Annotated in this window: 18 protein-coding genes and 1 pseudogene; 8 read left to right on the plus strand and 11 right to left on the minus strand. The window is 62.6% G+C overall.

Annotation, left to right across the window (positions count from 1 at the left end; all coding sequences use genetic code 11):
* Positions 1–13 precede the first annotated feature (13 nt).
* A complete protein-coding gene (locus CXR25_RS18725) occupies positions 14–163 on the minus strand; it encodes a hypothetical protein (RefSeq protein ID WP_162619355.1) in 150 nt (49 codons plus the stop codon).
* Between the two features lie 9 nt (positions 164–172).
* Positions 173–385: a hypothetical protein gene (locus tag CXR25_RS16990; protein WP_069601015.1), complete on the minus strand. Its 213-nt coding sequence runs from the start codon at positions 383–385 to the stop codon at positions 173–175.
* Between the two features lie 115 nt (positions 386–500).
* Here CXR25_RS16990 and CXR25_RS16995 point away from each other — a divergent pair.
* Positions 501–2,065: pseudogene (locus CXR25_RS16995) on the plus strand (IS1634 family transposase).
* A 507-nt stretch (positions 2,066–2,572) separates the two neighbouring features.
* On the opposite strand, the gene CXR25_RS17005 reads toward CXR25_RS16995, so the two are convergent.
* The gene (locus tag CXR25_RS17005; protein ID WP_083248870.1) at positions 2,573–3,334 is read right to left on the minus strand and encodes a response regulator; all 762 of its coding nucleotides are present in this window, start codon (positions 3,332–3,334) and stop codon (positions 2,573–2,575) included.
* Positions 3,335–3,502: 168 nt separating this feature from the next.
* Here CXR25_RS17005 and CXR25_RS17010 point away from each other — a divergent pair, with 168 nt between their 5' ends.
* The 3 genes from CXR25_RS17010 to CXR25_RS17020 all read left to right on the plus strand — a co-directional run bounded on the left by CXR25_RS17010 (position 3,503) and on the right by CXR25_RS17020 (position 7,361).
* Positions 3,503–4,480, plus strand: coding sequence for a hypothetical protein (locus CXR25_RS17010; protein ID WP_069601018.1), 978 nt, complete (start codon positions 3,503–3,505; stop codon positions 4,478–4,480).
* Positions 4,477–6,519 carry a sensor histidine kinase gene (locus tag CXR25_RS17015; RefSeq protein ID WP_096157652.1) on the plus strand — a complete coding sequence of 681 codons (2,043 nt, stop codon included), beginning with the start codon at positions 4,477–4,479 and terminating at the stop codon, positions 6,517–6,519. Before CXR25_RS17010 ends, CXR25_RS17015 begins: the two co-directional genes overlap by 4 nt.
* Before the next feature lie 71 nt (positions 6,520–6,590).
* Positions 6,591–7,361 carry a hypothetical protein gene (locus tag CXR25_RS17020; RefSeq protein WP_069601020.1) on the plus strand — a complete coding sequence of 257 codons (771 nt, stop codon included), beginning with the start codon at positions 6,591–6,593 and terminating at the stop codon, positions 7,359–7,361.
* Between the two features lie 12 nt (positions 7,362–7,373).
* Here the strand turns inward: CXR25_RS17020 and CXR25_RS19160 are convergent, their stop codons facing one another.
* A complete protein-coding gene (locus CXR25_RS19160) occupies positions 7,374–7,508 on the minus strand; it encodes a hypothetical protein (protein ID WP_257784996.1) in 135 nt (44 codons plus the stop codon).
* The gene (locus tag CXR25_RS17025; RefSeq protein WP_069601021.1) at positions 7,501–8,526 is read right to left on the minus strand and encodes a CPBP family intramembrane glutamic endopeptidase; all 1,026 of its coding nucleotides are present in this window, start codon (positions 8,524–8,526) and stop codon (positions 7,501–7,503) included. The genes CXR25_RS19160 and CXR25_RS17025 overlap by 8 nt, the downstream gene beginning before the upstream one ends.
* 108 nt (positions 8,527–8,634) lie before the next feature.
* Between CXR25_RS17025 and CXR25_RS17030 the strand changes: the two genes are divergently transcribed.
* Together CXR25_RS17030 and CXR25_RS17035 are read left to right on the plus strand one after the other, a co-directional pair.
* The gene (locus CXR25_RS17030) at positions 8,635–10,005 is read left to right on the plus strand and encodes a sensor histidine kinase (protein WP_236850532.1); all 1,371 of its coding nucleotides are present in this window, start codon (positions 8,635–8,637) and stop codon (positions 10,003–10,005) included.
* Positions 10,002–10,670, plus strand: coding sequence for a response regulator (locus tag CXR25_RS17035; protein WP_125240802.1), 669 nt, complete (start codon positions 10,002–10,004; stop codon positions 10,668–10,670). Before CXR25_RS17030 ends, CXR25_RS17035 begins: the two co-directional genes overlap by 4 nt.
* Positions 10,671–10,689: 19 nt before the next feature.
* Here the strand turns inward: CXR25_RS17035 and CXR25_RS17040 are convergent, their stop codons facing one another.
* Both CXR25_RS17040 and CXR25_RS17045 read right to left on the minus strand, forming a co-directional pair.
* Positions 10,690–11,451 carry a 3-hydroxyacyl-CoA dehydrogenase gene (locus tag CXR25_RS17040; protein ID WP_125240803.1) on the minus strand — a complete coding sequence of 254 codons (762 nt, stop codon included), beginning with the start codon at positions 11,449–11,451 and terminating at the stop codon, positions 10,690–10,692.
* Positions 11,452–11,578: 127 nt separating this feature from the next.
* Positions 11,579–12,181, minus strand: coding sequence for an NADPH-dependent FMN reductase (locus CXR25_RS17045; RefSeq protein WP_236850534.1), 603 nt, complete (start codon positions 12,179–12,181; stop codon positions 11,579–11,581).
* A 304-nt stretch (positions 12,182–12,485) separates the two neighbouring features.
* Between CXR25_RS17045 and CXR25_RS17050 the strand changes: the two genes are divergently transcribed.
* A complete protein-coding gene (locus tag CXR25_RS17050; protein ID WP_069601026.1) occupies positions 12,486–13,148 on the plus strand; it encodes a TetR/AcrR family transcriptional regulator in 663 nt (220 codons plus the stop codon).
* A gap of 113 nt (positions 13,149–13,261) precedes the next feature.
* On the opposite strand, the gene CXR25_RS17055 is transcribed toward CXR25_RS17050, so the two are convergent.
* The 4 genes from CXR25_RS17055 to CXR25_RS17070 all read right to left on the minus strand — a co-directional run bounded on the left by CXR25_RS17055 (position 13,262) and on the right by CXR25_RS17070 (position 19,139).
* Complete coding sequence (locus CXR25_RS17055; protein WP_236850536.1) at positions 13,262–15,097, minus strand: dipeptide ABC transporter ATP-binding protein; 1,836 nt, start codon at positions 15,095–15,097, stop codon at positions 13,262–13,264.
* A complete protein-coding gene (locus tag CXR25_RS17060) occupies positions 15,097–16,107 on the minus strand; it encodes an ABC transporter permease (protein ID WP_101583466.1) in 1,011 nt (336 codons plus the stop codon). The genes CXR25_RS17055 and CXR25_RS17060 overlap by 1 nt, the downstream gene beginning before the upstream one ends.
* Complete coding sequence (locus tag CXR25_RS17065; protein ID WP_069601027.1) at positions 16,107–17,198, minus strand: ABC transporter permease; 1,092 nt, start codon at positions 17,196–17,198, stop codon at positions 16,107–16,109. Before CXR25_RS17065 ends, CXR25_RS17060 begins: the two co-directional genes overlap by 1 nt.
* 309 nt (positions 17,199–17,507) lie before the next feature.
* Positions 17,508–19,139, minus strand: coding sequence for an ABC transporter substrate-binding protein (locus CXR25_RS17070; protein ID WP_069601028.1), 1,632 nt, complete (start codon positions 19,137–19,139; stop codon positions 17,508–17,510).
* Positions 19,140–19,488: 349 nt separating this feature from the next.
* Here CXR25_RS17070 and CXR25_RS17075 point away from each other — a divergent pair, with 349 nt between their 5' ends.
* A complete protein-coding gene (locus CXR25_RS17075; protein ID WP_009881790.1) occupies positions 19,489–21,027 on the plus strand; it encodes an alanine/glycine:cation symporter family protein in 1,539 nt (512 codons plus the stop codon).
* The last annotated feature ends 57 nt before the right edge of the window (positions 21,028–21,084 follow it).

Here is a 21,084-nt window from a genome sequence, read left to right on the forward strand (position 1 = left end):
TTGGGGTTGTTGGTTACTCGTCGGACATGAGGATGTCGAGGAGTTCTTCGAGTACGCTGACGTGTTTGCCAGTCCTTCGCTGCTTCATACGCCGTATGCGCTCAGCAAGCGGGTCAGGATCATGCTCCAAGCAGAACATGCGATCGCCAACCGAGGCGAACATGTCATCTCCTCAGACTTCGCAGACGGCACCGATCTCGTGGAGGTCGAATACGCCTGATGAGAACAATCCGCAGTGTTTACAGCTTCCAGAGCCGTCCGTGTAGCCGCGGGTTTCGAACTCGTGCTCGTGACCGTCGGCGATGTAGCCCTGGTACTTCTGCCACGCCTGCTCTTCCGCCGCCTTAATAGAGTCCCCTTCACCACGGATGAAAGTATCTGGCATTGCTCCTGACTTGCACAGGTGACCGGTGATTTCACGGTGTCGTGGAATGTTTGTGCTGGTAAGGGAGTTATCACTCGCGCTTTTGGGTAACTAAATTCGACACTAAAATGGGTCCATGAGCCCATTCGTGCGTAAGGTCCCCACAGCGTCCGGGGCCACCGCAGTGCAGATCGCTGACAAAACAGGTGGACGCTACCGCATCGTCGAGCACCTCGGTTCTGCCCACACTCCCGAGGAACTCGCAGCACTCATGGCTCTTGGCCGCGACAAACTCCACCCCGGACAAGGTGTCCTCGACTTCGACCACACCGACAAACCCGCCACGGCCCCCGCGGTCGTGAAGTCCAGCCGGTCACAAGTCATCGTCGATACGATCCGTGCCGCCTACGAGCGTTTGGGCTTTGATACCGTCGATGACGAAGCCTTCTTCCAACTCGTCCTCGCCCGCCTGATCGAACCCACCTCGAAATCCGATAGCGTGAGAGTCCTTTCCGAGCTCGGTGTCGATACTGTCCACCGCAACACGTTCCTGACGTGTCTCAAACGCGCCCGCGACCACAACTATCGCGACCAGATCGCAGCGAAGTGTTTCGACTACTCAGTGGCTACGACCGGGATCAGTCTCCTCCTCTACGACGTCACTACCCTGTACTTCGAGGCAGAGAAAGAAGACAGTCTGCGAAAAGTCGGATACTCCAAAGAACGTCGAGTCGACCCACAGATCGTTGTCGGACGGGACTCCTCGTTGATCGAACAGGGTTCCCGTTAGAGATCGGGTGCTTCGAAGGCAACAAAGCAGAGACCCACACGATCATTCCCGTGATCAAACGCTTCCAAGACCGCCACCAAGTATCGGACATGGTCGTGGCTGCCGATGCCGGAATGCTCTCGTCGAAGAACTTAAAAGAACTCGATGACGCAGGCCTGCGGTTCATTGTTGGTTCCAGGCAGGTCAAGGCCCCGCACGACCTGGCAACGTATTTCCACTGGAACGGCGAGTGGGCCGATGACCAGACCGTCATCGATACGATCACTCCTCGTGGCCAGAAACGACTTGACCCACACCGAACAAAAACGAGGTCGGAACCCGTCTGGGACGCGGAGTCGTTTCCGGATGCGTGGCGGGCGGTGTGGCAGTACCGACGCAAGAGAGCGATGCGTGACGAACAGACTCTGAATCTGCAGCGCAACCGAGCTATCAGCATCATCGAGGGAGACTCGCAACCGAAATCAGCGAGGTTCGTCAAAACCAAGGGAGCGGAGAAGGTCTTCGACGAGAAGGCCTATGACCGGGCGATGAAGCTGTCCGGGTTCAAGGGATACGTCACCAATATTCCAAAGACCATCATGCCGGCAAGGGAGGTCATCGGCAGCTATCACGACCTCTGGCATGTCGAACAGTCGTTTCGGATGTCGAAGACAGATCTCGATGCCAGGCCGATGTTTCACCGGACCCGGGACGCGATCGAGGCTCACCTGACAGTCGTGTTCACTGCTTTGGGTGTGGCGAGGTTTATGCAAGACGCGTCCGGGGTGTCGTTGAAGAAGATCATCACGACGTTGCGTCCGTTGCGGGAGTTCACTGGCGTCATTGGTGATCAGGAGATCACGTTCGCCCCAGATATCCCGCCGGCGGCGAGGGAACTCCTCGACGCGCTACCGACTGGCCAATCACCTTGACTCCGCCAGGGTAACTAAACCTGTGCAACTCAGGTCTGGCATTGCTCGATCGATACACCACGACCGATGATCGGGGCCACCTCAGTTTCCAGTACTCGGTTCGAGCCCTTCACTGTGGCGGTCACTTCAAGTTCCGTAAGCATGTAATCGTGTTCGGTTCACCCTGGACAGGGCACCAGGTGCCCATCACTGATCATGGCGGACACCTCGAGTTCTATCTCATCCCGCACGGTGAACTCGTCGCGACGCTCGATCTTCCTCTACTCAGGCAATACAACATCAGCAAGGTCGGCAGATTCGTCAACAGAGACCGTAAGCACCTCCCATCGGGAGTCGAATCGTTCAAGAAACCCACCTGAGTGTCAGATAAGTCAGTACGGACACTGTCCGATAAACCACTGCGAACAGTGTCCGATATGAAGGTAGTCAGCACGCGGGTGCAATTAGTGACGTCACGGAGGTTTAAGGCGCCGAGCCTTCACGCACGGAGGTTGAGTGCCGAGCCATTCAGCTCCCGGCGACGACCAGGCCCGATTCGTAGGCGGCGACGACGATCTGGGTGCGATCGCGCAGGCCCAGCTTGGACAGGATCCGCGACACGTGGGTCTTCACGGTCTGCTCGGCCAGGAACAGGTGCTCAGCCACCTCGGCGTTGGCATGGCCTTTGGCCACCAGGGTCATGACGTCGATCTCACGGTCGGTGAGCTGCCCGAGCACGGCGGTGTCCTTGGCGATCTTGGGTCCGCTCACGTACTCGGAGATGAGTCGGCGGGTCACGGACGGCGCCAACAGCGACTGCCCCTCGGCGACCACGCGCACGGCGGTGATCATGTCTTCTGCGGTGGCGTCCTTAAGGAGGAAGCCGCTGGCCCCTGCGCGCAGTGCTGAGAACACGTACTCATCGGCGTCGAAGGTGGTGAGCATGATGATCTTCGGGTGCTCGCCGGGCATCGAGAACACGGCCCGAGTGGCATCGAGACCGTTGAGCTTCGGCATCCGGATGTCCATGAGGATGACGTCGGGTGCGGTTCTGCGCACGAGGTCGACGACTTGCGAACCGTCCTCGGCACTGCCGACGACACTCATGTCCGGCTGTGCATCGAGGAGAGCTCCGAATCCTTGGCGGACCATGGCCTGGTCATCGACGATGGCGACGCGCGTCGTCTCGGACGAGGGCGGCGGAACCCCGTCGCGCGCAATCGACCCTGGTGCGGGACTCGGCGTCGACCCTGGTGCGGGACTTGCCCCTGGCACTCCTGCTTCTGGCATGCTCTCACGCTACCCGACCCGCACCACGGTGGACCCTCGAAAGCCCGTGAAATCAGGCGGAAACCTCCCCACCAGGGCCGATTTCATCCGAAAGTAGCACTCCCCCGCCTGCACAATCACTCCTTCGTATGATGCGCCCCATGACACCAGGTCCTTAGCGTGCACACCATGATCATCACAGCGATAATCCTCGCCACGGTCGCAGCCTTCTGCTTGGCACTCGGCACCCACTTCCAGCAGTACGCCGTCGCCACCATGACACCCGGACCCAAACGCCGAGCCACCTGGATCACAGGCCTGGGACTCATGGGCATGGTGACCGTCCTCAATGTCATCGCACTGGGCCTCGGGCCGGTCGCCATCGTCCAACCCATCGGTGCGATCTCCCTCGTCTTCGCCGCGCTCATCAGCCGCCGGTACTTCGGCTTGCAGCTCGGTGCCCCACTGCTCATCAGCATCGGGGTGACGATGTTCTCGATCTTCGCCTTCGTGACCACCTCGGCGCAGTTCTCCCACGAACTCGTCGCCACCGAGGAATCGGTGACGTGGCTGCTGGCACTCCTCATCGCCCTCAGCGTCTTCGGCGCGCTCTTCGCACTCAGTCGGGCCGGGCACATTCCACGCGTCATCATGACCGGCATCATCTTCGGCACGGTCGCCGCCGCGACACATGTGCTCGCCCGCACGGTCGTGGCTGGCGGACTCCCCGAGTTCGACCTCATGGGCGCGCGGTGGTGGATGGTGCTGGCAGCCGTGGCCCTCGCCTCGGCGGTGGGATTCTGGCTGGTCCAGACTGCCTACGCCTCAGGCCCTCCAGAGACGGTTCTGGCCGGTCTGACCGTCATCGACCCGATCGTGGCGGTGGCCATCGGCGCCGCCTTCTTCGGCGAATACACGGGCCTTACCCCCATGGCCATCGGCCTCCTCCTGCTCGCCGCGGTCGGAGGGATCGGCGGCGTCTGGATGCTCTCCCAGTTCCATCCCCGCGTCCTCGAGGCGAAGATGCCGTCCGCTGCAGCATCACTGACCGCGTCGAATCACCTCGACGACGCATACGCCCCCGAGCACGTCCCAACCAACGTTCCTGCCCTCCGCTCACCAGAGCCGCACACACTGACGCTCAACGAACAAGGAATCCGAAAATGAACCCGACCCTCGAAACCTCTCCCACCGATGCGGCCACTTGGCCGAGCACGTATTCTGAGACCGTGCCCCGTCCTGCTGATACACCGCCCATCACCCGATCGTGGTGGTCGCGGATGTGGCACAATCTGGGGCGCGACAGTGTCCTCATCCTTCCCGGTTTCTTCATTTCCCTCATCGGGTTCGTCGCGCTCATCGCGCTGTTCTCGGTGTCCATCGCGACCATCGTCATCTGGATCGGCGCCCTGCTCCTGCCGCTGACGCTCTACGTCGCGACCGGATTCGCAAACCTGTCCCGGGCCCGTGCCCGGCAGTGGGGAGCCCCCATCGCCGAGGTTGTCCATCGTCCCCGCGGACGCGGAATCAGCGGGTGGTTCGGTGTCATGGCCGAGGGACGGCGCTGGCTCGACCTGCTCTTCGAAATGGTCTTCGCGCTGCCGATCCGGCTCTTCACCTTCTCTGTGGTGATCCCCTGGTTCTTCGGTGCCCTGGGTGGGATCACCTACTTCTTCTGGGGACGATTCCTCCCCTACGACAACACCGATCTCATCAGCCTCATCGCAGCCTGGTGGAACGACACCCCCTTGGTGGATCTGGGATTCGGCGCCGAGGCGACCTTCCAGTTCATCTCCGGACTCATCCTCCTCGTCACGTTCCCCTTCGTCCTGCACGCCATGGCCCGGTTGGAGATCGCGGCGATTACGGCAGGTCTGGCGCCCGGTCACGATGGGGCCACCTCGGCGGGAAAAGCACGAGCCGGTGACGCATGGGGCCACGATCCGATGGGGGCTGCTTCGGCGACTTCGTCGGGATCGACAGTCCTGGTGTCACCGGCAGCCAACTCGTTCCTGACGCGCTCCGCCGGCGAGGGCTGGTTCTGGCTGATGAGCATCTTCGTGGGCGTGGTGCTCGTGGCCATCGGATGGCCGGTAACGGCGGTTGTCTACGGAATGCCAGCGGTCGTTGCAATGCTCCTCGCGCTCACCTCGAGCGGGGCCTTGGTGCTTGCCGTGAGCAAACCGATCCCGGCCATCGTCCTCGGCCTCGTCTCCTCCGCTGCAGGAATCGTCCTCACTGCGGACGTCACAGGGGAGGTCTGGCCGTGGGCAGTGACGTCAATCTTGGCTTTGCTCTTCCTCCACCTCATCATCGGGATGCGGCACAGCTGGCTCCACCTCGTCATCCTGTGGTCGCTGTCCACAGTGCTCGGCGCGCTGAGCCTGACCATGCCCCATGCGGGAGGACTGTCGGGGGCGCTGGCAAATGTCATCACGACGGTCTCACTCACTGCCGGAATCTCGATCGTCGCGGTGATCGGCAATCTGTGGATCCGCGGACGCACCCAGCTGGCCACGGAGCGCCAGCTCAGTGCCGAGCAGTTGGCCAAGCGTCAAGAGCTCGAGGAACGCAACCGGATCGCCCAGGAACTCCATGACGTCGTCGCGCACAGCATGTCCGTCATCAGCGTCCAGGCCACCACGGCCCGCTACCGACTGCCCGAACTCGATACCCGAAGCGTTGACGAGTTCGATTCGATCGCCGGCTCGGCTCGGCAGGCACTCAATGAGATGCGCGGTCTGCTGGCGATTCTGCGCGGTGGCCGCGATGCCGATCTGGCTCCGCAGCCGATGATCGATGACATTCCCGACCTCGTCGAGGCCACCCGCGGTTCGGGCGCCGAGGTTGAACTCGAATTCTCTGCGGAGCCGATCGAGATCAACCCGACGACCGGATTGACCGCTTTCCGCCTCGTCCAGGAAGCACTGTCGAACGCTCTGCGCCATGCTCCCGGCGCACCAGTGAGGGTGTCCGTTCGCACCGATGAGTGGCAGCTGTCGGTCAGTGTCGTCAACGGGGTTCCGGGTTCAACCGACTCAGGAACGAATCACCCGGGCTCGGGCCAGCCCGACGAGGGCCACCTCGGCGGAGGATTCGGCCTCAAAGGCATGCGCGAGAGGGTCGAAGCACTCGACGGAACGCTGCAGGTGGGTCCGACTGCTGAGGGCGGATTCGAGGTCAAGGCCACGTTGCCCACCTCGTGAAGGGCTTACTGATGCTCCGATGGGATAATGATGGTGCTGCCCAGACAATCCTTCGGAAGGATCGGCCCCCGATGGCACACCAGGCCCCGAGCGCATTGGCCCAAAGCCTCCGACGAGCGATCGTCATGGCGATCGTCACGACCTTCAGTCTCGCGGCGCTGGGCGGGATCATCGTCCTCCTCGGCGACATCGAGTCGGAGATCGCGTACCAGGTCCTCGCCACGACGGCGCTGACGGGAGTCTTCAGCGTTGCAACATTCTGCGGGGCGACACTGATCGGCAGGCGCGGCAAGCAGTTCGGCGTCATCACCATCGGACTGGCCGTCCTCGCTCTGGCGCTGGCCCTCTGGTTCGTCTGGGCAGAGCCCTACGACGTTGACCTCCCTTGGAAGCTGCTCGTCACGGCCTGCCTTCTCTCCGCCTGCACCTCCGTCGCTTCGCTCATCCTGCTGTTGGTCTCGAACCGGTCGTGGACGGTCAGGATCGCACTGTCGATCACCCTCTGTCTCATCGCTCTCGGCTGCGCGCTGTCGTTGATCTCAATCTGGTTCCAGTCTGCGTGGGACTACGAGTGGCTGACTCGGCTGATCGGAATCGTCTGGATACTCGCAGCCCTGGGGGTCGTCGTAGTGCCCGTCTCCTCACTGCTGCTGAAACCCGAATCCGCGGCAGTTGAGCCACAGACGGATCTCGGCGAAGCGGACTCTGATCTGTCCGCGAAGGCAGTTTCTGAGCTGTCCCCGCAATCAGTCCGCCGCATTGAGGAAGCCGCCCGCCTAGCCGATCTCACGCCCGACGAATTCGTCGACCGCTGCCTGACGACGCTGCCGGACTCCCACTGAACCCTGCTCCCCTCATCGGGGGCCATCGGCCGTCGAGCCCTTCAGGCTGAAGCCCCGGGGCAGACGAGTGTCGATGAAGCCTGCTGCGAAGGCACCGATGATGAGCAGGACCAGGATCGCGATCATTCCCGCGAGCTGCTCAAGCACGGGGTTCCCGGTGATCGTGTGCGCGGCCCACTGTGCAGACCCGCGTGGTCGTCGGGAGATCCGAATTCGTCTGTTGGTTCGCTTTCCTGTTTCCACGTTCTTCTCTGCTTTCCTCGGTGCGTTGCCGGCGTCGGGTGTCGAGGACAACGAGTACTGCAAACACGATCGGGACGCTGATCGAGATGACGGTCTCGATCGCCGGTCCGCTCGTCGCATTCATGTCGGCACCGGAGAGGACCCCGAGTCCCAGGGCGAAGATGTTGTTGACGATATGGAAGGCCATGCCGACCTCCAGTCCGTTCGTGTACAGGGTGAGGACGCCGACGATGACTGCGAAGATGCCGACATCGATGAGTCCCGGCAGGTCGTAGAGGTGGCCGAAGACGAAGAATGGGACAGGGATGAGCACGGCCCAGGCGGGGTGCTTCAGCCAGCTGCCGATGACGTTCATCGCCAGACCACGGAAGATGACCTCCTCGGCGGCGGCCTGGAACGGCACGAGCAGGAAAACTGCGACGAGCATGGCGGCGACGCGGCCGTCCCACTGCACGCCGGAAGTCAGGTCCCCCATCGCCCCCGGTGAGAAGACGATTAGCACGACCGCAGCGATCCCCCACACGGGCAGACCGAGCAGCATGTACCGACCGAGCAGACCCCAGCGAAGTCCGCGGCCGACCGCCCCACTATAGGAAGGTCCGCGGCCGACCGAGATCATCGACCAGAACCACCGGCGATAGACGATGCGTGTGGCCAGTTCCGCTGCCGGCCACATGAGGATGACGGTGATCAGACCGTTGACGATTCCATTGAGCGTGTTGAAGTCGACCATGGTCTCGGCGAGGGAGTCGAAGTCACCATTTCCACCATCGATGACGATCAGTGCCCAGACGAGGAACCCTCCGAACTGGATGATCAGGCCGACCCCATAGAAGACTGCGGTGAGGACGACGACGAGCAGCGGGCTGTACCACCTGTGCTGCGGCTGCGATCTGAACTGGCGAATGAAATCCGTTGACATGTCTCCAGCCTTTCGCACCACCTCGGCGGGAGCGCTCGGTCATCGGTTCGAATGATCTCATCCTTTCGGAGGACAGCACCGGCGAGCGGCGACAGGTAGTGTCGAATTGTGACTCCTCCTTCCGGCCGCAGCTCTCTGATGCATGTCCTGCTTTGGACAGGCATCTCGGCGGCCATCGGCGTGTTCGCGCTCATCGTCATCGTCGGAACCGAATGGCCGGATTTCGAGGAGGCAGGTGCCCGCACCGGAGCGCTCGGTGCCGAACTGTTCATCCATATCCTCTTCGGCCTCATCTCTTTGGCCTGCCTGCCCATCGTCCTTGCCTTCGACGGACGGACGATCCCCCGCCGATCCCTGCACCCCAAGGTGATTGCGGCCGAGAAGCTGCGCGATTTCCTCACGAACACTGGTCGCGGCGGCGTAGAATTCCTCGCCTCGGACGGCTCCGTCGAATCCCTGCAGCGTCGGCCCGGCGGCTGGGTTCCGGTGGCGGTCGGATTCCTCGGCATCGTCACCGGTACGATCGGCGTCCTCGGCGCATTCGCCGGACTGCTCATCCTCATCACCCTCACGTCTCGACGCAGCTGGTCACTCGACTTCACCTGCCTCGCTGCCGCGATCATCTCCCAGGGCCTGACGTACACGCTCACCCCGACGGCGGTCGGAGCCTTCGAACTTCCGCTGTTCCTCGTCAACGGAACCGTCTACGCAATGATCGTCGTCATCGGCGTCATCCGCGGAGCCCGCGAACAAGGGCTCATCGACACCGCCGCGCAGACGCTTCTGCGCGAACGCTCGCGCCAGGACCGTGCCGTCGCTGAGGTGCGCCGCGGCATCGCCCGCGACATGCACGACTCCCTCTCGCACCACCTCAGCGTGATCGCCATGTACTCCGGTGCACTGTCCGTCAGGCGAGACCTCGACCCCGAGTCCGTCCACGAAAGCGCCCGACTCATCGCCAGCAGCGCCCGCCGCTCGGGAATCGAGCTGCGAGAGGTTCTGACGATGCTGCGCGGAGACGACCAAGGCACAGTGATCGACCCCGATCTCGACCGCCTCGTCGCCGACCGCCCGGAGTCGGTGACTCTGATCTACTCCGAACCGCTCACCTCCGAATCACTGCACGCCCTGGGCAGCCTCGAACGAATGACGATCTACCGCTTCGTCCAAGAGACCATGACCAATGCCCTCAAACACGCGCTCGGTGAGATGCTCACCATCACCATCGGCGGCGAGGGCGATGACGCCGTTCGATATATCACGATGACCGCGCGCAATCACTACCCGGACAGCCTCCTCGGCGCCCCGGCACACGGCGAACCCCACCGCAAGCAGTACATCGCCGGCTCCGGCCTGGGGATTCTGGGTCTCAAGGAACGGCTGGAGGCGATGGGCGGTGACCTCGAGGTCAGCCACTATCCTGACTTCGAACTGCGAGCTCGCATCCCCGTCCAGAACACGGAAGAGATCAGCGCATGAGCATCAGAGCCATCATCGCCGACGACGAGTCCCTTATGCGTTCGGGCCTGCGCCTGCTCCTCGGCGCCGCCGATGACATCGACATCATCGCCGAGGCGGCCAACGGTGCCGAGGCCATCGAACTTGCCCGAGAGCTGAGTCCAGACCTCATTCTCATGGACATCCGCATGCCTGTCATGGACGGGCTCGAGGCCACCCGTGCCCTCATGGCTCAGACTCTTCATCCGGAGGTTCTCATCCTCACGGCCTTCGGCACCGATGAATTCGTGCTTCAGGCACTGCGCTCGGGAGCGGCCGGCTACATCCTCAAGGACACTCCGCCAGAAGATCTCATCCACGCGGTTCGGGCAGCCGCGAACGGCACACGAACCTTGTCACCAAGTGCGGTCGAGTCCCTGCTGGGACGAGACACCACCTCGGCGACAGGAGTGTCTGGTGCTTCGAATTGGAACAGTGCCCCGATCGGACCCGACCCCTTGGAACCGCTGACCACACGAGAACGGGAGATCGCCGAGGCGGTCGCTCAGGGGATGACGAATGCGCAGGTGGCGCGGGCGCTGTTCGTCTCCACAGCCACGGTGAAGACCCATCTGGCTCGCATCTTCTACAAACTCGACGTCAGCACCCGCGTGCAATTGTCCCTGCTCGTCAACGAACGGCGCTGAGCGTCGAGGACGACTCAGATCACTTCGGGGCCATGCGGATGGCGCCGTCGAGGCGAATGGTCTCACCGTTGAGCATCGGGTTGGCGACGATCGATTCGACGAGCTGCGCGTACTCGGCGGGCTTGCCCAGCCGAGACGGATGGGGAATCGACTTCGCCAGAGACTCCTGGGCCTCTTCGGGCAGACCGGCCATCATCGGGGTCTCGAAGATGCCCGGCGCGATCGTCACGACACGGATCTGTGAGGATGCGAGTTCGCGCGCCATCGGCAGGGTCACCGAGGCGATCGCGCCCTTCGACGCGGAGTAGGCGATCTGTCCGATCTGACCGTCGAAGGCTGCGACCGAGGCGGTGTTGACGATGACGCCGCGTTCCTCACCCACATTCTCCTGCGCCTGCATCGCGGCAGCGGCGAGGCGGCACACGTTGACCGTGCCCACGACGTTGATGCTGAGCACCTTCGAAAACGCGTCCAAAGCCAGTGGGCCCTTGCGCGAGACGAGCTTGCCCGGAGTCGCAACTCCCGCACAGTTGACGACGACCCTCAGCAGTCCGAGACCGGTCGCGGTGTCCACGGCCGCCTGGACCTGCTCTTCGTTCGTGACATCGGCTGAGACGAAATGGGCACTGGAGCCCAGTTCCGCTGCCACCTGCTGACCCACCTCGGCGTTGAGGTCGACCATGACGACCTGGGCACCGGCAGCCAGGAGCCGTTCCGTGGTGGCACGGCCGAGCCCGGAGGCTCCGCCGGTGACGAGTGCGACTGTGTTGTTGAGATCCATGAGTGTCCTTCGCAGCGTTGAGTGAACGGTTGAGTTGGTTCGACTTTAACGCAGGCCAGTCTGGTCCGGGCACGACGAAGCCCGCCGACCTTTCGGTGCGACGGGCTTCGAACGTGTCAGCTGTTGGTCAGGCTGCCTGCTCCTCGGAGGCGGAATCCTCGCGCACGGACTTCAGTGCCTCGCCCCAGGCCACGAGGTCATCGGCCATCGAAGCAAACGGAGTCGCGGAGACCTCGGTCGGGGTGAAGACGCCATCGGCGAAGTCGGTGAAGAGGCTGAAGGAGGCCTGGTCACGGACAACAGCGAGCTTGTAGTTGGCGAGGATGTGGCGCAGGTGCTCGGCGGCACGCACACCCTTGTCGGCGCCGTAGTTCACGATGCCGGCGACCTTGTGGTTGAACTCGCTGGCCACGAAGTCCAGGGCGTTCTTCAGTGATCCGGAGATCGAGTGGTTATATTCAGGGGTGACGAAGATGAAGGCATCGAATTCGGCGAGCTTGGCGCCCCACGCCTTGGTGTGGTCGTTCTGGTACATGTTCGCGCCGGCCGGGATGACCTCGTCGAGCAGCGGCAGATTGAATTCGCCGAAGTCGACGATCTCGGCACGCACGTCCTCGCGACCGGCCAGCTGGTCCTTGGCCCAAGCCACGACCTGCGGATTGAGTGCCTGCGGGCGCGAAGTTCCGGGAATGATGGCGATGTTGAGCATGTCCGTCCTCAGTTCATTCATAGGGTGCAATGTCAGGTGATGCTGGTTTCAGGTGATCGGCACCGGCAGTCTTCGTCCGTGCCATCCACATCTGCCCAACATGATTGAACCGTCAATCATTCCCGTTCCATACTGTGATTGGCGTCACTTCTCACTGCCTGTATGGGGTGACCCCCGCACATTCCGACCACAGCCAGCGCACACCTCGGCGGCGCGAGATCCGCGAATTCTGGCCGGAAACGGCCAATCTCAGCCCAACGTCATGTATCCTCGGTTGGCAAGTGAAAGATTGTTCGATATCCGACCGTCAAGGAGCATAAGCACCGTGAGATCAACCAACGGCCGCAACAACATCCTCCGCTCGGCTCGGGACACCTTCGCCGCAAAGGGATTCGACGGTGCCTCCATCCGCGATATCGCACAGGCCGCAGGACTGAGCCTGTCCGCACTCTACTATTACTTCCCATCCAAGCAGGAAGCTCTCTATGAGCTCGTGCACACGGCGTACACCTGGTACAGCGAGCACAGCCGAGCTGCCATCGCCGAGGTTGGCGATGATCCGACCGAGCAGCTGACCGTGGCCGTGCGCTACCTGGCTCGGTACCGGATGGAGAATGTCTCGGTGTCCACCGTGCTGCTGCGCGACACCGAACGGCTGACCGGTGACAATGCCGCTCGCGTGAAAGAACTCCAGCGTGAGGCACGAGTCATCATGGGCGACATCGTCCAAGCCGGCATCGACGCCGGGACGTTCCAGGTCGACAGTGCGCAGCTTGTCACGCGTGCGATCCACTCGATCTGCAATTCGCTCTCACTCTGGTACCAACCCACCGGCGACCTGACTCCCGATGTCATCGAGCGCGATTTCACTCAGTATTCCCTGCGCATCCTCGGCATCGACCCCAGCGCAGTAGAGCTTGACCGGCTCATGGCGCTGCCGATCAGCCAGGCAGGCATGCTCGACTTCATCTCCGACGACCAGGCCTGACCCCGCGACGGCCAGGCCCACATCGCTATATTCACCCGAAGGGACTAAACCCGCACGGCGCCGCGCGTGTTTAGTCCCTTCGGGTATTTTTTGTCGCTAGTTCGGACCGCCGCTCAGCCGGCAGTGGTGCGCAGGCCGCGGGCGAGTCCCCGGCGTTTGGCCTGTTCGTCCGGGTCGGGCACCGGCAGAGAGGCGATGAGTCGCTTCGTGTAGTCGTTGCTCGGTGACCCGAGCACCTGCTCACCCGTGCCTTCCTCCAGCAGCTCACCGTGGAACAGCACTCCGATGCGGTCGGAGAGCATGTCGACGACAGCCAGATCGTGGCTGATGAACAAGGCGGCGAAATCGAACCTGTTCTGCAGCTCGACGAACAGCTCGAGCACCTTGGCCTGCACCGACACATCCAGGGCAGAGGTCGGCTCATCGGCGACGAGCAACTCCGGATCGAGCGCGAGACCGCGGGCGAGGGAAGCCCTCTGGCGCTGGCCGCCCGAGAGTTCGTGCGGGTATCTGGCACCGTAGGCCTTCGGCAGCTGCACCGAGTCGAGCAGTTCGAGCACGCGCTTCTCACGATCCCTCGGCGACATGTCCTGCTGGTGGATGGCGAACGGCTCCGCCACGCACTCACCGATCGTCAGGTGCGGGTTGAATGAGGCCGCCGGGTCCTGGAACACGAATCCGATGCGGCGCCTGATCGGAGAGAAGGCTCGTTCCTTGAATCCGACCATCTCGTGCCCGAGCACCTTGAGGCTGCCTCCACTGGCCCTGGTCAGGCCTGCGATGGCACGCCCGATCGTGGTCTTGCCCGATCCTGATTCGCCGACCAGACCATAGACCTCGCCGGCCTTGATGTCGAAGCTGACCGAGGACACCGCCTGGAAGTCCGACCGTCCGAATCCTCCCGGGTAGACGATGTCGAGGTTGCGGGCAACGACGATGGAATCGCGTTCATCCCGAGGCTTGCCGGGGTCCGCATCAGCGCCGGTGGAGTCGCCGGCGGAGTCGCGGGCGGAGTCGCGGGCGGATTCGCCGGCGCGATCCTGCTTCGCCGAGGCGGCAGCGGCCTTGCGGCTGCCGGCAACCGTCGATCCCAGGCGAGGAACAGCGCCGAGGAGGTCACGCGTGTACTGCTCCTTCGGGTCACTGAAGAGCTGCTTGACCGAGGACACCTCGACGAGGTCACCGCGATACATCACGGCCACCCGATCGGCGAGGTCGGCGACGACACCCATGTTGTGGGTGATGAGCACGATCGCGGTCCCTGTCTCATCGCGCAGGTCCCGCAGCAGGTCGAGGATCTCGGCCTGGACGGTGACGTCGAGAGCCGTCGTCGGCTCGTCGGCGACGATGAGTTCGGCGCCCAGCGCCAGCGCCATGGCGATGACGATGCGCTGCTTCTGCCCACCGGAGAACTGATGCGGATAGTAGTCGAAGCGGTTCTGCGCATCGGGAATCCCGACCTGCTCCATCGCGGCGATGACCTTGGCCTTGAGCTCGGCCTTGCTCGCACGTTTGTGGTGGGCCCGCAGGCCCTCGGCGATCTGCCACCCCACGGTGTAGACGGGGTTGAGCGCCGTCGAGGGTTCCTGGAAGACCATCGACACATCGGTTCCGCGCAGCTTGCGCAGCTGCTCCCCGGAGACGCTGAGCACGTCCTTGCCGGAGACGATGACGGCGCCCGACCGCTGTGCGGTTTCGGGCAGGAGTCCGAGGATGCTGCGTGCCGTCACGGTCTTGCCGGAGCCGGATTCGCCCACGATGGCCAGCACCTCCCCTGGGGTGACCGACAGGGTCACGTTCTTCACCGCGTGGACGTCGCCGCCGTCGGTGGAGAAGGTGACGTCGAGCCCGTCGATGTCGAGGATGCTCTTCGCCCGACTGGCTGTGCTGTCCGAGCCGGCCGCGCTGTCCGAGCCGTCGGTGCTGTTGTCTTTCACGTTCTCATTCATCACTTGGCCTCCGCGGTCTCATTGATGCTCGACGATGAGCCGGCCTTCGCGGCCTTCGCTGTCTTGGCGCCCTTGGCTTTGCGACGCACCCGCAGACGCGGGTCGTTGAGGTCGTTCATCGACTCGCCGACGAGGGTGATGCCCAAAACGGTCAGCACGATCGCCAAGCCTGGGAAGACCGAGGTCCACCACACGCCGCTGGTCACGTCGGGCAGTGCCTTGTTGAGGTCATAGCCCCATTCCGACGCCGAGGTGGGTTCGATTCCGAAGCCCAGGAACCCGAGTCCGGCCAGAGTCAGAATCGCCTCGGAGGAGTTGAGGGTGAAGATCAGCGGCAGAGTACGGGTGGCATTCCGGAAGATGTGCTTTGAGATGATCCGGGTCTTCGAAGCACCGAGCACGATCGCCGATTCGACGAAGGGCTCTGCCTTCAGGCGCAGGGTCTCTGCGCGGACGACGCGGAAGTACTGCGGAATGAAGACCACGGTGATCGAGAACGCGGCCGCGGCGATGCCGCCCCAGGCACTCGACTGACCGCCGGAGATCGCAATCGACATGACCAGCGCCAGCAGCAGGGTCGGGAAGGCATAGACCGCGTCGGCGATGACAACGAGGATGCGGTCGAGCCAACCGCCGAGGTAGCCCGAGACGAGTCCCAGGATCACGCCGGCGAAGAGTGACATGATCACGGCCACGATGATGACGGCCACCGCGGTCTGGGCTCCCCAGACCACACGGGAGAAGACGTCGTAGCCGCCGACGGTCGTTCCCCAGATGTGGGTCCCGCCAGGTGGCAGCTTCGATCCGAAGTTGCCCTCGGAGGTGCCCAGCTGGTTGAACCCGTAGGGGGCGATCAGCGGTGCGAAGATCGCGCAGATGAGGACGATGCCGCACAGGATGAGACCCGTGATGAGCATCCCTCGCTGCAGACCCACTGACTGACGAAGATGGGAGACGATCGGGAGGCGGGAGAACCAGGACTTCTTGGCTGTGTTGTCTGGAGTGGACATCAGTACCTCACTCGGGGGTCGATGAAGGCGGCGATGACGTCGACGAGGAAGTTGGTCAGCGCCACGATGATGGCGAGGAAGACCACGATTCCCTGGACGGCCACGAAGTCACGGGCGGTGAGGTATTCGGCGAGCTTGAAGCCCAGCCCCTTCCATTCGAACGTCGTCTCCGTGAGCACGGCGCCGGCGAGCATGAGCGCGATCTGCATGCCCATGACCGTGATGATCGGGATCAGCGCGGGACGGTAGGCGTGTTTGGTGACCAGGCGGTATTCGGAGATGCCGCGGGACCGGCCGGAGTCGATGTACTGCTGGCCCAGGGTGCCGATGAGGTTCGTGCGCACGAGGCGGAGGAAGACTCCCGCCGTGAGCACGCCGAGGGCGATCGCGGGCAGGACCGCGTGGGCGAGCACATCGCCGAGAACCTCGAAGTTGCCGATGCGGATCGCATCGATGATGTAGAACCGGGTGGGCCCAACCACGCCCGACATGATGTATTCGGTCTCGGTGGTGCCGCGACCCGCCACGGGCAGGATGGGCAGGAATACGCCGAATACCAGCTTGAGGATCATGCCCGCGAAGAACACGGGAGTCGCGTAGCCGAGGATCGCGAGGATGCGCAGCGCGGCGTCGGGGGCCTTGTCCCTGTGGTAGGCAGCGAGCATGCCCAGCGGGATGCCGAGGATGAACGCGACGATGAGGGCGTAGAAGACGAGCTCGATGGTCGCGGTGCCGTAGTTGAGCAGAATGCTCGACACGGGTTGGCCGTCTGAGACCGTGGTGCCGAAGTCGCCCTTGAGCAGATTGCCCATGTATTCGAAGTACTGGACGAGGAGCGGCCGGTCGTAGCCGGCGGCATGGATGCGTTCGGCCAACTGGCTCTTGGTCAGGCGTCCACCCAGAGATGCGGTGATCGGATCACCGGTGATGCGCATGAGGAAGAAGACCAGAGTGGTGAGGATGAAGATGGTGGGAATGATGAGGAGGAATCGGATGACGACGTAGCGTCCCAATCCGCCCCCCGAGGGATTCTTCACCGCGACCGAGGTCTCGGCGGCTTCTGCCCCTGGTTCGCTGATGGCTGCAGACATGTGTTCCTTCATTGCTGGCGTCGACGCTCAGAAAGCTCGAGTGCCGACGTGGTTCTTGTTCGGTGCCACAGAGTGCGGGCACGCTGGATGCGGTTGCAGACACGCTGAATGCGTTCGCGGGCACGCTGGATGCGGCTGCGGGCACGCTGGGTTGCGGTCGCAGGCATGCTGGGATGCCATGCGAACGCACCACGAGGTGCAGGCGGGCCGGGCGGCTCACCTGCACCTCGAATGACGATCAGGTCATGGATCGTCGCGGCGTAGCCATGCGCACTCTCACGTCGTTGGCGACGTGTGTGGTTCGCGCTCTCACTTGCTCAGCAGCGCCAACCGGAACTGGAACGCGGGGTCAAGGGTGTCATCGACGCCCTTGACGTCCTTGCCCGAGACCGCGATCTGGTTGCCCTGAAGCAGCGGCAGGGTCGGCAGCTCTTCGGCCAACTGACCCTGAATCTTCTTCAGCGCGTCTGCGCGCTTGCCCTTGTCGTCGATGGAGGACTGAGCGTTCAGTTCCTTGTTCATCGTCTTATCCCGGTAGTGATTGGCCAGGAAGCTCGGTGTCTCGTCGGTGTCATAGAAGAACGGCACCAGGTAGTTGTCGGCATCCGAGTAGTCCGGGAACCAGCCGAGCTGGTACATGGGGTAGGCGTCGTCGGTGCGGTCCTTGCTGTACTGCACCCATTCGGTCGACTGCAGGTTGACCTTGAACAGCCCGGTCTTGTCCAGCTGATCCTTGACCAGAGCGTATTCGTCGCCCGAGGAGGGACCGTAGTGGTCGGGGTTGTACTGCAGGTTGAGCGTGACCGGGGTCTTGACGCCGGCATCCTTGAGGGCTTTCTTGGCCTTGTCGACATCGGCTCCGCCCTGACCGTCACCGTACTCCGACTTCAACGGCTCGTCGGCGCCCGGCAGTCCATCGGGAACATGCGAGTACAGAGGAGTGAAGGTGTCTTTGTAGACCTGGGAGGCGATTGCCTGACGATCCACCGAGTCGGCCATGGCCTGACGCACGGCCAGGGACTTCTTCTCATCCGCATTGTCGGTCTTGGCACCGAAGGGCATCGTGTCCATGTTGAAGACGATGTAGCGGATCTCGCCGCCGGGGCCCTTGTGCACCTTGAGGTCCTCGTTCTTGCCGAGGTCTTCGACGTCGGTGGCCGAGAGCGAACGCCAGGCCACGTCGATCGTGTTCTCCTGGACGTCGAGCTTCATGTTGTTGGCGTCCGAGTAGTACTTCATCTGCACGGTCTCGGTCTTCGCCGGCTCGATGAAGCCCTTGTAGTCGGGGTTGGCTTTGTAGGTGATGAGTTCGTTGAACTTGAATCCGTCGATCGTGTAGGGACCGGCAAAGGCCTTGCCGTCGACGATGTCCTGGTTCTCAGTGATCTTGTCCGCCTCGAAGACGTCCTCGTCGACGATCGGTCCTGCGGCACTGGCCAGCACACCTGGGAAGGTCTGGTCGTTCTTGCGCTTGAGGTTGAAGATGACCGTGGAGTCATCCGGAGTCTCAACTGATTCCAGGCCGCCGAGGAGGGACGACGGTCCGTTCGGATCCTGAATCTTCAGCTGTCGATCGAAGGAGAACTTCACGTCCGAGGAGGTGAGTTCGTTTCCGTTCGCATACTTCAGCCCGTCCTTGAGCTTGACCTCGTACTTCGTCGGCTCACTGAAGTCCGCCGATTCTGCGATGGAGGGATTGAGGTCCGCGGTTCCCGGCTTGTAGGCCAGGATGAACGGATAGACCTGCTGCTCGACGAGCGAGCTTCCGTTGTCATAGGCACCGGCCGGGTCGAGAGCGACAACCTTGTCTGTGGTTCCCACTGTGAGGGAGCCACCGCCCTCTTCACCGTCGTTGCCGGTGGTCGAGGTCGAGCATGCCGAGAGTAGCAAAGCGCCGGCAGCGGCGATGGCCACTGCCTTTGCACCAGTTCGACGTTTCATTGTGTTCCTTGTCATCCAAAGTGCTCTCCGAGTCGTCTTTGCTCGGAGAGATCCGCACCACATCTTACGGCCGCCGTCCCAAATAGTGAACTGAATAGTATGACTCCGCCCACCCTGTCATCACTTTGAAACCTCGCGGTGACCGCTCAGAAGACCGCGCCCGAGCTGATTTTCCGGGCCGACACCACTGGATTTGCGTCGCGGGTCACAATCCGTTTGACTTATGAGGTCAATCACAGAGAAAACTCACGTTTTCGTCGCTGATTGCCCATGAAAATGCTCGATCGGGCTCACTGCCGGGTCCCGCCGAATGTTCGTTTCCACTTTTTGCCTCCCTGATAGGAGAAGCATGTCCGCAGTCCTCGAATGGCTCAACGGCATCATCTGGTCCTCTGCCCTCGTCTACCTGTGCCTCGGTGCCGGTGTCTACTTCACCATCCGCTCTCGCGCAGTCCAGATCCGACAGATCAAAGCGATCTTCACCCAGATGTTCCGCGGCAAGAGCTCCGATGAAGGAGTCTCCTCGTTCCAGGCCCTATCGATATCGCTGGCCGGTCGAGTCGGAGTCGGCAACATCGCCGGCGTTGCCACCGCCATCGGCTTCGGCGGACCAGGTGCCATCGTGTGGATGTGGATCTCCGCGCTCCTCGGCGCCTCGACCTCCTACGTCGAATCAACTCTTGGCCAGGTGTTCAAGGAGCAGGACCCCAAGACCGGTGAATACCGCGGTGGACCGGCCTACTACATTGAGAAGGCCTACCGCCACACCAAGGCCAAGGGCCTGTTCAAGGTCTACGGCATGGTCTTCGCAGCAGTCACCGTCATGGCGATGAGCTTCATGCTCCCGGGCATCCAGTCCAACGCCATCTCCGGCGCCGTTGAGAACGCCTGGGGAACTCCGACCTGGATCACTGCGCTCATCCTCGCCATCATCATGGGCTTTATCGTCATCGGCGGCGTCAAGCGCATCGCGCACTTCGCTTCGCTGGCAGTGCCCTTCATGGCCGTCATCTATATCATTGCCGCGATCGCCGTGACCCTGATCAACGCCGACCAGATCATCCCGGTCTTCCAGCTCGTCTTCACCTCAGCCTTCGGCATCGACGCAGGACCAGAGGCTGCCTTCGGCGGAATCATCGGCATGGCCGTCCAGTGGGGTGTCCAGCGCGGTATCTACTCAAACGAAGCCGGTCAGGGCACCGGACCTCACGCGGCCGCCGCCGCCGAGGTCTCGCACCCGTCGAAGCAGGGTCTCGTCCAGGCCGGGTCGGTCTACATCGACACCCTGTTCGTGTGCTCGGCAACTGCGTTCATGATCCTCTCCACCGGCATGTACAAGGTGTTCGGCGAAGACGGCACCACCATCATCGGCACGGGGCGCGGTCAGATGGTCGAAGAGATCGCCGCGACTCCGGGCGAGAAGTGGCCGCAGGCCGGTCTCGACACGATGATCTCCGGTTTCGGCGCCAGCTTCATCGCGATCTCGATCTTCCTCTTCGCCCTGACGACCATCGTCGCCTACTACTACATGGCCGAGACCAACTTGGTCTACCTGCTGGGTCGGATCAAGAACCCCCTGGCGCTGACCATCGGCAAGCGCGTTCTGCAGGTACTCATCCTCGTCGCAGTCGCCGTCGGTGCGATGTCGGCCTCCGGCAGTGCCTGGGCACTCGGCGACATCGGTGTGGGTCTCATGGCATGGCTCAACATCATCGCGATCCTCATCCTGCAGGGTCCTGCGTTCAAGCTCCTTCGGGACTTCGAACGTCAGAGGAAACAGGGGCTGGATCCGGTGTTCGATCCCAAGGCGCTCAACATCAGGAACGCTGACTTCTGGGATACGCGCATCGCCAAGGTGGCGGCGGGAGAGAAAGTCTCGGAAGGCTGATCACCGCTGCCAGGCACAACTGAGTAGACACAATTGAATAGACGAGAGGTCCGGGAC

The organism is Brevibacterium aurantiacum (genome assembly GCF_003932995.1).
Lineage (GTDB): Bacteria > Actinomycetota > Actinomycetes > Actinomycetales > Brevibacteriaceae > Brevibacterium > Brevibacterium aurantiacum.